This window comes from Oleiphilus sp. HI0067, from assembly GCF_001635735.1.
In genome coordinates, this window is the sequence record NZ_LWFI01000002.1 from 17,304 (window position 1) to 33,357 (window position 16,054).

Annotated in this window: 12 protein-coding genes; 2 read left to right on the plus strand and 10 right to left on the minus strand. The window is 43.2% G+C overall.

All coding sequences use genetic code 11. The annotated features are described in order from the left end of the window. Positions 1-3: 3 nt before the first annotated feature. Genes A3739_RS00170 through A3739_RS00185 form a run of 4 tightly spaced genes read right to left on the minus strand, consistent with a single transcriptional unit; the run spans position 4 to position 7,425 of the window. The gene (locus tag A3739_RS00170) at positions 4-3,792 is read right to left on the minus strand and encodes a DUF1631 family protein (protein ID WP_068475491.1); all 3,789 of its coding nucleotides are present in this window, start codon (positions 3,790-3,792) and stop codon (positions 4-6) included. Positions 3,793-3,799: 7 nt separating this feature from the next. After that, positions 3,800-5,095, minus strand: a complete 1,296-nt coding sequence (gene argA / locus A3739_RS00175; RefSeq protein ID WP_068499690.1) for an amino-acid N-acetyltransferase — start codon at positions 5,093-5,095, stop codon at positions 3,800-3,802. An 18-nt stretch (positions 5,096-5,113) separates the two neighbouring features. Further along, positions 5,114-6,286, minus strand: a complete 1,173-nt coding sequence (argE, locus tag A3739_RS00180) for an acetylornithine deacetylase (RefSeq protein WP_068475495.1) — start codon at positions 6,284-6,286, stop codon at positions 5,114-5,116. A gap of 5 nt (positions 6,287-6,291) precedes the next feature. After that, positions 6,292-7,425 carry a hypothetical protein gene (locus tag A3739_RS00185; RefSeq protein ID WP_156502189.1) on the minus strand — a complete coding sequence of 378 codons (1,134 nt, stop codon included), beginning with the start codon at positions 7,423-7,425 and terminating at the stop codon, positions 6,292-6,294. 220 nt (positions 7,426-7,645) lie between these two features. Between A3739_RS00185 and A3739_RS00190 the strand changes: the two genes are divergently transcribed. Continuing rightward, positions 7,646-8,665, plus strand: coding sequence for a GGDEF domain-containing protein (locus A3739_RS00190; RefSeq protein ID WP_068499693.1), 1,020 nt, complete (start codon positions 7,646-7,648; stop codon positions 8,663-8,665). Positions 8,666-8,670: 5 nt separating this feature from the next. Here the strand turns inward: A3739_RS00190 and argB are convergent, their stop codons facing one another. The 5 genes from argB to A3739_RS00215 all read right to left on the minus strand — a co-directional run bounded on the left by argB (position 8,671) and on the right by A3739_RS00215 (position 14,195). Continuing rightward, positions 8,671-9,567 carry an acetylglutamate kinase gene (gene argB / locus A3739_RS00195; RefSeq protein ID WP_068475502.1) on the minus strand — a complete coding sequence of 299 codons (897 nt, stop codon included), beginning with the start codon at positions 9,565-9,567 and terminating at the stop codon, positions 8,671-8,673. Positions 9,568-9,583: 16 nt separating this feature from the next. Further along, positions 9,584-12,163 (minus strand): phosphomannomutase/phosphoglucomutase, encoded by a 2,580-nt coding sequence (locus tag A3739_RS31285; protein ID WP_369819840.1) that lies wholly within the window; start codon positions 12,161-12,163, stop codon positions 9,584-9,586. 56 nt (positions 12,164-12,219) lie between these two features. Continuing rightward, positions 12,220-12,678: a dUTP diphosphatase gene (gene dut, locus A3739_RS00205; RefSeq protein ID WP_068475506.1), complete on the minus strand. Its 459-nt coding sequence runs from the start codon at positions 12,676-12,678 to the stop codon at positions 12,220-12,222. Next, a complete protein-coding gene (coaBC, locus tag A3739_RS00210) occupies positions 12,675-13,904 on the minus strand; it encodes a bifunctional phosphopantothenoylcysteine decarboxylase/phosphopantothenate--cysteine ligase CoaBC (RefSeq protein ID WP_068475508.1) in 1,230 nt (409 codons plus the stop codon). The genes dut and coaBC overlap by 4 nt, the downstream gene beginning before the upstream one ends. Before the next feature lie 81 nt (positions 13,905-13,985). Further along, a complete protein-coding gene (locus A3739_RS00215; RefSeq protein WP_068475510.1) occupies positions 13,986-14,195 on the minus strand; it encodes a cold-shock protein in 210 nt (69 codons plus the stop codon). 166 nt (positions 14,196-14,361) lie between these two features. Between A3739_RS00215 and nth the strand changes: the two genes are divergently transcribed. Continuing rightward, positions 14,362-14,997, plus strand: a complete 636-nt coding sequence (gene nth / locus A3739_RS00220; protein WP_068475512.1) for an endonuclease III — start codon at positions 14,362-14,364, stop codon at positions 14,995-14,997. 78 nt (positions 14,998-15,075) lie between these two features. On the opposite strand, the gene rpoS is transcribed toward nth, so the two are convergent. Continuing rightward, positions 15,076-15,954 (minus strand): RNA polymerase sigma factor RpoS, encoded by an 879-nt coding sequence (gene rpoS, locus A3739_RS00225; RefSeq protein ID WP_231876960.1) that lies wholly within the window; start codon positions 15,952-15,954, stop codon positions 15,076-15,078. Positions 15,955-16,054 lie beyond the last annotated feature (100 nt).

Here is a 16,054-nt window from a genome sequence, read left to right on the forward strand (position 1 = left end):
TCCTTAACTGTACTCTTTTGCTGGCCCGACTCGCTCTCCTTGAGCGAAGTCGGCTCCTTGTATTTTTGCTTTTTGCATCGCAATAGCTGAATCAACATTAGAAACAATCACCAATTTACCGAAGTGTTGAGCCAACTCAATCAGTGATCGCTCAGTCTCTTCTAACTCTTGCGAAGACTGCAAAGTATTCGCTGCCATCGTCACCGAATCAATCGGTAACAACTCTACTAAGTCGGGCGAGCATTGCTTAGTTCCATATCCAGCCAGACTAAATTTCACCCCTAAGTTCTGAAGATCCATCATTAAATCAGCTACTAAATAAGGATTAGACACACTGTCTAGGTCATATATCTCAAACCACAAATCATCTGCGGCTATATGCCCCTTCATCAATACCTTCTGCAAAGACTGACTAAAATTCTCATCAAAAAATGCTGAACTATGTATTGGAATTCTGCCAACACCTATATCATTTTGATTTAAGCGAGCATCGATGTAGTTCAACCACCAGGAGTTAATGCTCACTCCTTCGTCTTTGTTTACTGCTAGAAAGTTACTGTCCGCATCCGACTCGATACAGCTCAACGCTAAATGGTCTGAAATAGGATTGTTCGAAAGGTTTTTAACAGGCTGTGCCATCACCTGGAAATACGACAAATCATCAATCGCAAATCGAGAAGATGCGCTTTCTGTTTGAGAAAGTTCAACCTGAACATCGCCAGATACTTTACGATCAATCTTCCTTAGGCTCTGCTCAGCACTCGATAACAAGCTGCGCTCATTATGAAAACCTAGATAGCCCCGCACCTCACTCGACAACACAACAAACGGCGTATCAAATTCGACACCAATCTGTGCTGTACGCCCCGCAATCTCTTTTGCTTGTGCAATTTGTTCATTCAGGGTTTTACCAGAAATAAATATCGCAAAGTCATAGCGATTTAGACGTGCGACCGATGCTTGATCTGCCTCAAAATTACGAAGAACCTCGCCAATCGCTTCTACGGCTTTATTCTCTAAACTCTCGGGTAATTCACCCAACAGACAACGAATTAGCATCATCGCACACGGGGAAGTTCTCTCTCCGCTTTGCATTCGGCGACGAACATTCCCTCTAAATTCATCTTCAGTTTGAAGGCCTGTTAGTTGATCTGTCGATGCGCCTAACGCAAGTCTCTCGTAAACATCCTTAACCATATCATCGAGCCCCTGTTTAACGAGAGACTGATCATAATTAGGGTCAGGAGTAATCGATTGGAGCTTTAGATATTCCGACAATTTCAAAAGCCCAAGTTCTATAACTTTTAAACCTTGGTGATTCACAAAAACAAATTTGCTATATCCTTTCGCAATCCAGACTAAACGAATGAATTGAGTCGACTCACCATCCTTGTCAAACCTCATCCAAGCATTTAGAGGGATAGATTTCGCACGCTTAATCCACGGAACCAAGCGTTCTGATTTTTCTTTGTTGGTATTCTCTCGATCGGCTTTCTTAATATCGCTCACGAGTGGCAAGGTCTGTCCAGGAATCATCTTGTGCTGATTATGCTGAGCATCAAGCACTAAGTTTTTAAGAGATTCTCGGACTGACTTCGCAACATCTTGCCCGCCTGAAATCTGCATTAATCCTTGTTGAATAAACGGAACGTATTTCTTAGCCTCAAATCCACTCTCGGGCTTTCGGCCAAATTGAATCAACGCATTTAAGGCTTGAAAGCCATTTTTTACTTGGTCGCTATCAATGCCATGCTTAACAGCTTCTAACTGCAAAAAGTCTAACCAACCCGAATTCAGCATTTCTTCGACAGCAACAGGTACGTCCCCATCAAGGAGATACACTATGCGTTGTTCTAATTCAGCACGAATATCTTCTAATCGATGTGCATTATCCGCTGCCGTAGCAACCCGCTCTACATTTTTCAGATACTGAGAATGCTGCTTGACCATTAGCGCATCGAGTTCAGTTTTAACCTCATCAATAACGCCCGGGGTTTCATTTAACTCCGTATTAATTCGTTCAAGCAACGCTGAAATTTTTTGATGCCCTACACGTCCCAAACGATTGCCTTGTGCACCGAGTTTGGCAATACGATTAAGCACATCACGAAGAGGGCTATTTTGATCTTCAAAGAAAGTATCGTTTTCCAAAAGTTGGCGTAAAACTGGTATTTCTAATCGAAACAGATGTTGTTTGCCTTCAGAGCTAATACGCGGATTATTTTGTAATGATCCAAAGAAACGATCAATAACGTCTACTTGTCCTTGTTGCTCATGCGATAGAGCTTTCTCTTCATCTTCTCCAGTATTTAAGCTTTGAAGAACACGAGACAATAAGCTTAAGGCTTCACCGTCGCTATCAAGAGAACGTGTTGGGATTTGCTTCTGCGCAAGCCCTTCGTTCAACTCATTCGAACTAAAAGCTGAGACAGAATAATCAATTTGTGCGGTCTTCTTAGATGGGAAGCTACTCAAGATATTTCTAAAAATTGAAAAGGACTGAGCTTCTTTAATCTGTTCTTGGTCAACACCTGGCTCGACAGGACTTGATTTACCAGTAATGTTGCTAGCAGAAATATTACCTTGATCAACGCCAGCATGATTCAATGATTGCTGGCGATATCCAAAAGGCCTGTTAGCTTGAGAGGACGAGGGCGATTGTTGAGAAGAGTTGCTTTCAGAAACAGAGTCGACAATAGGGCCACTTGTTTCTGAAGCGGGCTTTGAATTAACAGACGCATTTGATGCAGTAGTCTGAGCTGAATCATTAAGAGCTTCGTCTTCTACCGAAGGCTCGGAGTCTTTGCTTTCTGGCAGATCGGGTGAAACAACTTTCTCTTTGGCCAGAGAGCTAAGACTCTTATCCGCTAGAATACCTTCAGCTTCAAGCGTGCTATTGAGCTTTTGATATAGCTCATCCAGCACACCATGCAATGCCTTTTCGTATAGTTTGAATGCAAGCTTTTCCAGAGTTGGGTCATTAACGAAATGATGTATCGCTGAACGAAATGCGTAAACCGCTCGTTCTGGACCTAAGGGGCTACTGCTCGCAATCGGACTATGATAATTCATTGCATCCGTGCGCATTTTTAGTAGCAATAAATCTGTACGAAAGTGCGATTCTAAACGCGTAATGAGCACCCGCGCGATTAACCAATCTTCAAACTCTACTTTTTCGATAATACTTAAATTCGACTCGTTTTCTTCGTGTTGAGAAAACTCTAAAGCTAAGCTGTCAAAGCTAAGAATATCGTTGCGAGCTTTGGAAATAATACTCGAACTATGCTTCTCAACGCGCTCAGCAATGCTCATGCGCGCATTTGCATCTTGATCAGTCGATGCTTTGATTGCAGATTGTTGGAATGACTGTACGATTTCTGGAAGAACGCCCTCTAACGCTGCCGTAATCGCTATATCTGATTGCTGTAAACAACGCTCGATCACCAGGCGATGAACAGCTGATATATCAGGCGTTTCTCGGTTAGCAAAGCGCTTAGTTAAGTTTTCTACGACGTGAGGATAGCTGTTTAAAAAACGCAAACCAGCCGCCTGCGATGTCACGTGTCTTGGCTCAGCGTTTACAAAAAGTTCTTTCCCTAACTCATCGACAAAACCCACACGTATGACGCGATTATCTTCAGATAAACCAAGTGCATTGGGCGTGTAAGTGATATACATCCCTTGGCCGCAAAAGTCGGCAATAACACAGGCATAGCTTTCACCAGATTCTAAATACAGCGTGGCGGCTTGTTCACTCGATATACGTTCTTGGGTTCTTCGTTCTGTGATCATTGGACCGTTACTTCAGTTTTTTCCTTAAAACTTTTGCCTTGCGGCTCACGTCATATTGCTTTGAATCAGGCAACTCCGAGTAAGCACTCATCTCAAAACCTCGTTCTAAAAACCAATGCTCCGTCTGAGTGGTTAGAACGAACAAATACTCAAGATTTTGAGCTTTCGCTTGATTTGTAATCTCTTCAAGCATGTAATCACCACGCCCTTCTTTACGATACTCAGGGTCGACAGCAAAACAAGATAATTCTGCACACCCTACCTCAGGATATGAGTACAGAGCAGCGCACGCGATAATAGCATTGTCGCGAACATTAACGGTAAATGCATCTAGCTCGGTCTCGAGAACTTCACGAGAGCGACGCACTAAAATCCCTTGCTCTTCTAAGGGCTGAATCAATTCTTGAATACCATTTAAGTCGTCCAAGGTGGCGGCTCTTACCTCATCATAACTTTCTGCGCTAACCATGGTACCAATACCATCTCGCGTAAATAGTTCTTCAAGAATCGCACCATCAGAGGCATAACTTAAAAGGTGAGTTCTCTTAACGCCAAGATCACAAGCACGTTGAGCTAATGCCAATAACCTTGCGTTATCATCGTCGCTTGTCGAAGAGACTAATGACTGTGCGACATCCGGGGTTATCTGTCTACAGGTTTCACCCGCCCCATCATCTATCGCTTTGTCGCTACCCAGCATAATGAGCTTTTCAGCATTTAGTGCCACGGCAATATCTGTTGCTAACTCTTCATAAGACAGATTAAAAATTTCACCGGTCACTGCGTAACCATGCCCTGTTTGAAGAACCAGTGCACCGCTTTTTAAGTGACCGTTAATACTTTCACTATCAACCTTACGCACTTTTCCGGTCCAGCCATAATCAATGCCGTTTAAGACCCCCATAGGCTTCGCCGAAATGAAATTACCACTCACCACTTTAATCGAAGAGCCATGCATTGGTGAGTTGACCAATCCAATAGAAAGTAAGGCTTCTACTTCACTTCTTACCTTGCCATATGCTTCGAGCACGCTAGGAAGTGCTTCCTTACTCGTAACTCTAAGGTTTTCCTCAACAACAGAACTCAAACCACGCGACATTAAATTTCTGTCGATCTGAGGACGTGCTCCTAAGACCAGCACCACACGAATACCTAGGCTACATAGCAAAGCAATATCATGAACGATGTTAATAAAATTCTTATGCTCAATCGCCTCACCACAAACGCCGAAAACCATGCTGCGATTTCGGTGTTGATTGATATAAGGTGAAGCGTGACGAAACCAGTTAATCCAATCTTGCATGTTTTATTATCTCTCGTACTAAGGCTGCGCGATACAATAACTATTGATCAGCGACGAAAGGACCTTAGCCATTTCTCCAACTTGTTGCTCGGCAAGAAACTCATTGGGTTGATGAGCTTGATCAATTGATCCAGCGCCCATTACAACTGTCTCCATTCCCATACCACTCAAGAAGGGGGCTTCCGTTGCAAAAGCTACCGCCTCTGCTGGAACTCCAGTTAAGCGTTCACAAGCTTTAACTAGCTCCGCATCACGTGACGTTTCAAAGGCTGGAACTGGCTCTACCATATGGCGATGTTTTACATCGATCTTGTATTTGTAGCCTGTCTGTTTCACTAACGCATCTATCTCAGCATGAAGTGAAGAAACGGACATCCCAGGAAGCGGTCTGATATCAAAATTCATCTGACAGTGTCCACAAATCCGATTAGGGCTATCTCCCCCATGTATTGCACCGACATTTAATGTAGGTCCCGAAACTTCAAAATTCGCATTCTGATAGTTTGCCTGCAAACGCGAACGAAATGCGAAAAGCTCTCCTAAAAATCCGTGAACTGCATTGACGGCACTATTCCCCAAGTCTGGATTCGAAGAATGCCCAGAACAACCTCTAAATTCGACCGCCTCCATGAGAATACCTTTATGCATTCGAATAGGTCGAATACTTGTTGGCTCCCCAATAACTGCCGCTCGGGCTTGAAGTTTACCTTGTTGAGCGATCAGTCGCGCTCCCGCCATTGAGCTTTCTTCATCAGCAGTCGCAACAATGATTAAGGGCTCATTTAACTCCGCTTGATCCATACTCTTTAAGGCTTCTACTATGATAGGGAAGAAACCTTTCATATCGCATGTCCCTAAGCCATAGTACTTGCCCTCAGAGAAACTCAACTTAAAAGGGTCTGAGTTCCATCTTGCCTGATCATAAGGAACCGTATCAGTATGCCCAGCCAACACTAAACCTCGACTGCCTGTTCCAAGCGTCGCGATAAGGTTGTACTTTCCCGCCTGTTGATCAACCGGAATTACTTCACAGCGAAATCCTAAACCCAAAAACCACTTTTCTAATTCTCGAATCACGGATTCATTACTATGATCCCAAGAGGAATCACTAGCGCTAATTGAATTTTCGCCGACAAGTTTCGCTAACAGCGTTTCAAAGCTGTGTAATTCCTTAGGAATATGCAATTTCATTGAATTTATTTCCAAACCTCTAGGACACTTAACTCAACGCGTTTAAACGTAAACGAAACACTTCCGTCTCCATTGAGAGGAGTAATCACAAGTAAGTGCTCATCAACCTGACTAAGCATACCCTCGGATTGTTTGCCATTCAGCAATGTGATGCGCACCCGTTCTTCTAACATCGCGTCAAGCTCTGTAAGCTCGACGTTCAAATATTGCGGCTCTATTTCCACTGGTTTACTTTCAACAACCGGCTCAGCTTTCGGTTCAGGAACATATTTCTGAAGCCCAAGTTCAACGCCTTGATCCGTATTCACAGTAAGCTGCGTCCCACCGTATTCCAAGACAGGTAACCAACCATAAGCCTGTTCAATCGCCATGTCATGAGAAGACAAGCTGACATTCAACACTCCGCCTTTTGCGATATAAGCAGACAATGCCATCGCGGCTGCATCCGAGACACGAAACCCTTCTTGAAGTAACTGAGCTTTCCAACCATCGATCACGGACATTGAGAATCCGGCTAGGTCTAAGTCCTCTTGGACCACAGATTCACAACTATTTAAGAGCCGCTTGAAATATCCATTTTCTATATATTGAAATGAAACCAAATCTAAGCCACGAGCTGTACTGAAGCGCATAGCTAAGGAACCTAAGTCATCAGTAACAAGTTCAAGCTCTATGTCATCTGAATGATTCTGAACAGAAGCATTGCCTGTAATAGCCGCGACAGAAATAACTTCAAACAACTGTGTACTCGGTACGCTTTGGCCATCGCAGCTCAACCAACCGAATAAGGCATTCGCAGGTACTGAAGTCTGCTCATTGAAGTGATCGATTAAAGTTTGCGATGGAAGGCTTACGGCCACACCTTGAAGAGAAACGGATTCGATGACTGAATAGTCTCCACTAAGCTTCTGAGTAAGGCTTAGGATTAAATCGAAAATACCATCAAAATGAAGCGTTGCCGCATCAGCCGATATGTCTTGCTTAGACTTAAAATGCTTGAAACTTGGCTGAGACACAACTATCTCGCCATCCAACAAGGATGTCTTCACGCCTAAGTATTGGAAAGACCCAACGTTCACCAAATCATCTTTGGCTTGAACCAGCACCTGGTTTGAAATTAGCACGAGAGCCAATTTCAAAAGCACGCCAACGACTATCAGTATCCCCGCTGTAATTATCAACTTACGCTTCATTGTTTTTATTCATCCAAATCTATGTACTCTCTAAACTATAGCAAACATCAAATACTTAGAAAGTTGAGAAATATAAAGCACTTATCGATAAAAGTTATAATGAACTTTAAAATCATGCTATACCTAAATATACCGATTCAATTTTTTACTAATTAACTTCGTAGATATGATGCAAACAAGTAGTGATATCGGGCTTGCGGTGAGCCTTCTAAAACAAACTCTACCCGAAATGCAAAAACGTAATATTGCAACAACCCCCGAGAACTATGCCGTATGGTATGAGTATGTCAGCGGGCGCAATGCGGAATTAGTTAATGAAATCAATCTATTAGATTTAAATCGCAGCTCTTTTACTTCTAATGTGCATAGAGAGTTATATCAAAAACATATTGCTAGCCAACACGAAGCGACAGTGAATCAGCTAAGTGATAGCGTCAAACAAGTTATTAACGAATTCTTACTTCGCTCTCGTCATGAGGGTGAAGGTCTGGGCGTTTACAGTAAAGCGTTAAACGATATCAGCTCAGAAGTGAATACAACGCAAGATATCGCTGAGCTTAAGCTCATGATCGCTCAACTGATTGAGCATACTAAAGAGCGAGAAGCCGCCACTTGCGCAATGCAAGAGTCACTTGAAAGCATGTCTAATGAAATGCAGCGTCTAAAAAATGAAGTAGCGCGATTGAGTGGCGAAACAAGCGTAGACCCTCTAACACGTATTTCGACGCGGGCTACATTTGATGAAGACTTAGCAATGCACATATCTATGAGTCAATCTCAAGACGAAGCACTTTCATTGGCTATTCTAGAAGTCGATCAGTTCGATCAATTCAGAGATAAGTTTGGCGATACGATTGGCGATAAAGTCTTAAAATTTATCTCCACACTATTCAAGAAGCACTTAAAGGGTAACGACTTAATTGCGCGCTATGATGAGTATAGTTTCGCGCTGCTCTTACCAGATACTCAACTTGAAGGTGCAATTACCGTAGCAGAAAATTTGCGCCAACGTCTCGCAAAACAAACACTCTCGGACAGTGCAGAGAAGTTACAGCTCGGCACTATTACTGTTTCATGCGGTGTCGCAGAGTTAAACAAGAATGATGATATTAAGAGCTTTAATAAACGCGCGGAAGCTTTGCTAAGCGCAGCGCGTTTTGAAGGAGGTAATCGAGTCCAGAGCTGACGCGATTACACGTTACTGATTAGTGTTCCTACGCCTTCATCAGTAAATATTTCTAGTAGCGTTGCGTGGCTAACACGGCCATCGATGATGTGCGCACTTTTAACACCGTTTCTCACAGCACTTAAAGCACAAGCGATTTTCGGCAGCATACCGCCGTAAATCGTGCCGTCCGCTATCAATTCATCCACTTGCTGTGTATTTAGCCCTGTCAGAATCTCACCTTGTTTATCTTGTAAACCAGAGATATTGGTAAGCAGAATCAGCTTCTCTGCATTCAGTTCTTCCGCAACCTTACCAGCAACAAGATCCGCGTTAATATTGTAAGAAACGCCATTCTCGCCTACGCCAATTGGTGCAATTACAGGAATAAAGTCGCCTTGAACAAGCATATCAATTGCTTCAGGGTTGATTCGACTAACTTCCCCAACATGGCCAATATCGATAATTTCGGACTTCTGAATTTCTGGCGAAGCACTCTTCACCTCAAGCTTACGAGCTCGAATAAAATCTGCATCCTTACCCGTCAAACCAATTGCTTTACCGCCATTGCGATTGATCAATGCTACAATTTCTTTATTAACCAAGCCACCTAATACCATTTCCACGACGTCCATGGTTTGAGCATCTGTCACACGCATACCATCAACGAAGCGACTTTCTATATTCAAACGACTTAACAAATCACCTATTTGTGGACCACCGCCGTGAACAACAATCGGATTAATACCAACCAATTTCATCAACACAACATCACGAGCAAAGCTGTTTTTTAGCTCTTCGTTTTCCATTGCGTTACCACCGTATTTAATAACGATAGTTTTACCCGCGAAACGTTGGATATAAGGCAGAGCCTTATTCAATACAGAAGCGACTTGAATCGCACTGTCTTTATCTAAACTCATTTATTCGAACTCTTAACTAAAACGGGATATTTAAACTGCTATCAACAGCTAATAATTGCTCTTTAAAGCGCGCCTGAATGCGTGCGATTGCCGACTCGTTGTCTGCCTCAAAACGGAGAACCAAAACCGGCGTTGTATTCGATGCGCGACATAGCCCCCACCCATCTGCAAAATCAACACGTAATCCGTCGATGGTAGAGACACTCCCATCTTCAAATGCTGCAGCACGCCCACAAAGCTTTTCTATCAATTCAAACTTTGTTTCGTCCGTCACGGTGATATTAATTTCTGGTGTACTGGTATCTTCTGGGAATTCCGCAAACACTTCATCCGCCGAACGGTCTTCAATACCAAGAATTTCAAGTAAACGAACGGCGCTGTATAAACCATCATCAAAACCGAACCAACGCTCTTTGAAGAATATATGACCACTCATTTCACCAGCGAGTAAGGCGCCTGTTTCTTTCATTTTAGCTTTGATCAATGAGTGTCCAGTTTTCCACATAATAGGACGACCACCAAAGCTTGCGACCAAACCATTCAAACGACGCGAACACTTCACGTCATAAATGATATCAGCGCCAGGATTACGCGAGACAACATCCTTTGCGAAAAGCATCAACAAACGATCTGGCCAAATAATCTTGCCACTGTTTGTCACAACACCTACCCGATCACCATCCCCGTCGAACGCTAAGCCTAAATCGGCATTCTCTCGCTGAACTGCCGCGATCAAATCTTGTAAGTTTTCCGGTTTGCCTGGATCAGGGTGGTGATTTGGAAACGTTCCATCAATTTCGCAAAACAATGGCACCACGTCACAACCAAGCTCTTCAATCAACTTAGGCGCAAGCTCGCCCGCAACACCATTACCAGCATCAACAACGACCTTAAGTGGCGCAGCAACAGCCACATCATTAACGATTGTGTCTTGGTAGGCATCATCAACATTTTGCTCACTGACCGTGCCACTGCCACTAGCTAGGTCACCATTTACGATACGATTGTACAAGGCTTGAATGTCTGGACCGGAAAGCGTGTTGCCAGCTACCATCATTTTGAAACCGTTGTAGTTACTTGGATTATGACTACCGGTAATCATAACGCCAGTTCCAGTATTTAAATGATGTGTCGCAAAATACAAAACAGGAGTAGGAACTTGGCCAATAACGATTGCGTCAGCCCCTGCGGAAGTAATACCTCTGCAGATTGCCTCACAGTATGGTCGGCTAGATAAGCGCCCGTCATAACCGACACACAGAGTACTTTGTCCTTGCGCCAAGGCTTCAGATGCAAGCGCTCGACCGATTAACTCGACGCCTTCGTCAGTTAAAGTTTCATCGACGATTCCACGAATATCATAAGCTCGGAAAATTGAAGACTCGATTGAATAAGTTGTCTTTTCTTCAACAACAGTTTCTGTAGTTTCGTTCAAACCCAACTCCTCATCTAGGTCCAAATCATCAAAATTTAGCTCGTCACTTAGGTCGTGCTCAGGCTCTAATTCTTCATCAACAACAAGTTCGGCGAGAGGCTCATTTACAGGTAGCTCTTCTTCCGCCGCAGGTGCTGATGTTTTAGGTTTCTTTGATACCTTTTGCTCTTGCGTCGACAGCGCTTGATTAGCATTTGTGACAAGTGAAATGGTCTCGGAAAAATGCAAACGCTGCGTTGATTTTCGTTCACCAGAAATGGCTGACTGCACAAGTGAATCCGCTAATACCACGTCGCTATGAACTTTTTGCAATCGAAACCTGCATACCAGATAAACAAGCACGAGCGTAGATAAGGCAGCGCTGCTGAGCATAATCCAAAGCAGCGTTCTATCTATGGCAACAATAGCTGACGAATTAGACAGATATCTAAGCTGCCAATTACCTATATTCAGAGATTTACTGATCTCTTCTCCACCAACACTAATACCAGCAGAAAATACTTTAGATGCAGATTGATCAACTCCACCATAGATGGTGAGACTACCTTGCAAGGCTTGAGCTTTAATCTGTACTTCCTTCGATATCTCGCTCAAATCAAAGACAAATAAAACAACAGCAGGATCATTGTTCTCAACACGCACCGCTGCTTGATAGAACCAACTCTTTCCGTCAAAAAACGCATCAAATCTTAGTTTATCAATATCTTGCGCTTTTCTAACGGCGTCGACACTCGCATATCCTAAATCAGGGTAAATAGTACGCGCTTGCCCAAGCTGTGATTCTGGAATGACATAAAGACCTACTAAGTCACTAAAACTTGCCTTCATTAATTGATGACTTGTTTTGTCGCTAGAGAAACCATTCATCAATACATTATTGGTCGCGACAGATTTTAAGGCATATAAACGTTCTTGAATCATAAAATTCAAGTCGCTCTGAACAAGACTTGCGTAATTTTGATTGATATCGTTTTGCTGATCTTTCTCAACACTTTGCACAAAGTAAAGTTCGATAAGTAGAGCCAACGCGATAACACTTATGAAAGCTATCGCTGCGGGCTGAAAGCTCCAGGCCGCGATGGACTTGCCTTGATTATCATCTGCAACCTTGCTCTTCCCTTTGCTTGTTGCCTTACCTTTTTCTCGCTTCTCAGTTTTCACCAGCGCGTGCTTTTTCTTGAGCCTCAACATGAATCCATCCCGACTTAATGTGTCTCTTATTTTGTACCCGTTGAACCAAATCCACCGGTTCCTCTATCTGATTCTTTAAACTCGTCGACGAGATTAAACTCGACTTGCACGACAGGCAAAACAACTAACTGAGCGATACGTTCACCCGGCTCTATACAAAATGTTGTATTTCCTCTATTCCAACACGAAACCATCAACTCGCCTTGATAGTCAGAATCTATCAAACCAACGAGATTCCCCAAAACAATCCCATGCTTATGACCAAGGCCAGATCTAGGTAATATCGTTGCCGCCAGCTGAGGGTCTTCGATATAAATCGCCAATCCAGTAGGTATCAGGGTAGTTTGGCCAGGTTCTAAGTTAATCGATTCGTCTAGGCAAGCTCTCAAATCAACACCCGCAGAACCCTGAGTTGCGTAACTAGGTAAGGGAATAGTATTCCCAATTTTGTCATCCAAGATTTTTATTTGTAATGGCGTTTTCATTTACTTTTTCTTTTTTGATTTAATTTTTCAGATAGTCGAGTCACTAATTCTTGAGCCAAGGAAGCTTTAGATGTCAAAGGCAATAATTCTTCACCATCTACAGTAACCAAAGTTACCTCATTGTTGTCACTATTAAATCCAATTTCTTGATTCGAAACATCATTCGCAATAACGACATCTAAGCTCTTCCGCTTAAGCTTAGATTTAGCGTACTGAATAACATCGTTTGTTTCAGCAGCAAAACCAACAATTAGAGACTGACTACTTTCTCGCATAGCAGAGACGTTAGCAATTATGTCAGGATTCTGAGTAAGCTCTATTTGAATATTATCGCCGAAACCAGTCTTCTTCATCTTCTGTTCAGAAACATCAATTGGCCTGTAATCGGCAACCGCAGCAGAACCAATAAATACATCTAATCCAGTTCGTGCTTGTCGCATTGCTTGCTCATACATCTGTTCCGCAGACGTCACATCAATACGTTCAATACCACTGCTACATGATAAGTTAACAGGACCGGAAATTAAGCAAACATCTGCACCCACTGCATGGAAGGCTTCTGCCAAGGCATAGCCCATCTTGCCTGAGCTATGGTTTGAAATATATCGAACAGGATCAATCGCTTCTCGCGTTGGCCCTGCCGTAATAACGACTCTGTACTTACATTCTCGCGGTGTTGATTCCTGAGAAATTGCCGCAACAATATCGCTTGGTTCCATCATTCGACCAAAACCAACATCACCACATGCTTGTTCGCCTGATGCTGGCCCTACTATTTGGAGTCGCTGCTCATAACTTTCGATGAGATTCTGGAGATTCTTTTGCGTAATAGGATTTGCCCACATTACTTGATTCATTGCCGGCGCGATCGCTATCTGCGCCTCGGTCGCTAGCACAAGCGTTGTGAGAAGATCATCCGCAAAGCCATTAGCTATTCTTGCGATGCAATTTGCACTAGCAGGTGCGATCAATATGAGATCTGCCCATTTTGCGAGTTCGATATGCCCCATTCCTGCTTCAGCATCTTCATCAAGAAGTGCTGTAGAAACAGGTTCGCCACTTAAAGCTTGGAAGGTCAATGGTTGGACGAATGCACACGCACCCTGCGTCATCACAACGCGTACGTTCGCACCGTTTTTCTTGAGTTGGCGACAAAGGTCGGCAGATTTATAAGCAGCAATACCACCACTCACGCCGAGCACAATATTACAGTCTTGAAGTGCCATACTATTTTTGGTCTATCAGATAAAAACAAACCCGCTGTCGCAAGCGATAGCGGGTTCGTAGAATTTCGATCGGGTTATGTCCTACTTAGGAACAACCTGCTCAGCTTGTGGGCCTTTTTGACCTTGGCCTACAGTGAACTCAACTTCTTGGCCTTCAGCTAAGGTTTTAAAGCCTTCAGACTGGATTGCACTAAAGTGAACAAAAACGTCTGGACCGCCGTTTTGCTCGATGAAACCGAAGCCTTTTGACTCGTTAAAAAACTTAACCTTACCTGTAACTCTTTCTGACATAACCTATTCCTGAATATATAACGTAATTGAAACGCTCAAAACGTGGATATAGGTATGTACAAACAAGCATTCTAGATGCCCAATGTCATAAAAATAGCCGTGTTTTTAAGGCTTCCTTAGTTATACTAGCTGACTTTAATTACAAACACCAAGAATTGTTTTAACAATGAACAAAAGCATTCGCACAGAGATCTTCACACGCTTTCGAAACGACAATCCAAAACCTGAAACAGAACTGAATTACAGCTCTCCTTTCGAGTTACTTATTGCTGTCATTTTATCTGCCCAAGCGACCGATAAAGGCGTTAACAAAGCAACTGACAAACTCTTTCCTGTCGCAAACTCTCCCGAAAAAATATACGCGCTGGGAGTAGATGGCTTAAAGGACTATATAAAAACCATCGGCCTATTTAATGCTAAAGCAGAAAATGTCATCAAGACATGTGAGATGCTCATTTCTCAACACAACTCAGAAGTACCTGAAGATCGCGAAGCCCTAGAGGCACTCCCTGGCGTTGGAAGAAAAACCGCTAACGTTGTACTTAATACAGCCTTTGGCCATCCTACAATGGCGGTCGACACACATATTTTCCGAGTAGCAAACAGAACGAAGATCGCTCCGGGCAAGAATGTACTGGAAGTCGAAAAGCGCTTATTACGCGTTATTCCAAAAGAATTTCTTGTGGATGCTCACCACTGGCTGATACTTCATGGACGCTACACATGTATGGCACGAAAGCCTAGATGTCAGAGCTGCATGATCGAAGATTTATGCGAATTTAAAGACAAGACCGGCGAATAACGCTGCGATTAGAAACAAAAAAACCGCCATCTTATTCAGATGGCGGCAAATAATATTAGGACCTAGAACAAGTAGTGGCTATTTAAATAACATATCGCCACTCAAACCTTGCTTTTCAAGAATGTCTCGTAAGCGCTTAAGTGCCTCTACTTGAATTTGGCGAACACGTTCACGGGTCAAGCCGATTTCGCTACCAACCTCTTCCAAAGTACTCATCTTATAACCGCGCAAACCAAAACGGCGTGACAACACCTCTTGCTGCTTGCCAGAAAGCTGATCCAACCAACCATCAATCGAACCTTGCAAATCGTTATCTTGCAAGATTTCGGCAGGATCCGAAGCATTTTCATCTGCAACGGTGTCTAGTAACGATTTATCGCCATTCACACCAATCGGTGTATCAACAGAAGCTACACGCTCATTAAGACCAAGCATCTTCTTCACATCAGCAACTGGTTTGTCGAGAAGATCCGCAATTTCTTCTGCTGATGGCTCGTGATCAAGCTTTTGTGTCAATTCACGTGCTGCGCGCAAATATAAATTCAATTCTTTCACAACATGAATCGGCAAACGGATGGTGCGTGTTTGGTTCATGATTGCGCGCTCGATGGTTTGACGAATCCACCAAGTAGCATATGTTGAGAATCTGAAACCGCGCTCAGGATCGAATTTCTCAACCGCGCGAATCAAACCTAGGTTACCTTCTTCAATGAGATCTAGAAGAGTCAAACCGCGATTAACGTATCGACGCGCAATTTTTACAACTAAGCGCAAGTTACTTTCAATCATGCGCTTACGACCAGCTTCATCTCCTTTCTGAGCAAGGCGCGCAAAATGCACCTCTTCCTCAGCTGATAGAAGAGGAGAAAAACCGATCTCATTTAAATACATTTGAGTCGCATCAAGTTGACGACTTGCGGCTGCATCTCCGCGAGTTCCTGTACGACGGCTATCGATAGATGTAACTACCGATGCAATATCTTCCTCATGCTGTGAATTTCCATTGTCTGAACCAAAACCGAACTGCTCTGCTTCAAATAAAGTATCTCTTTCTGCT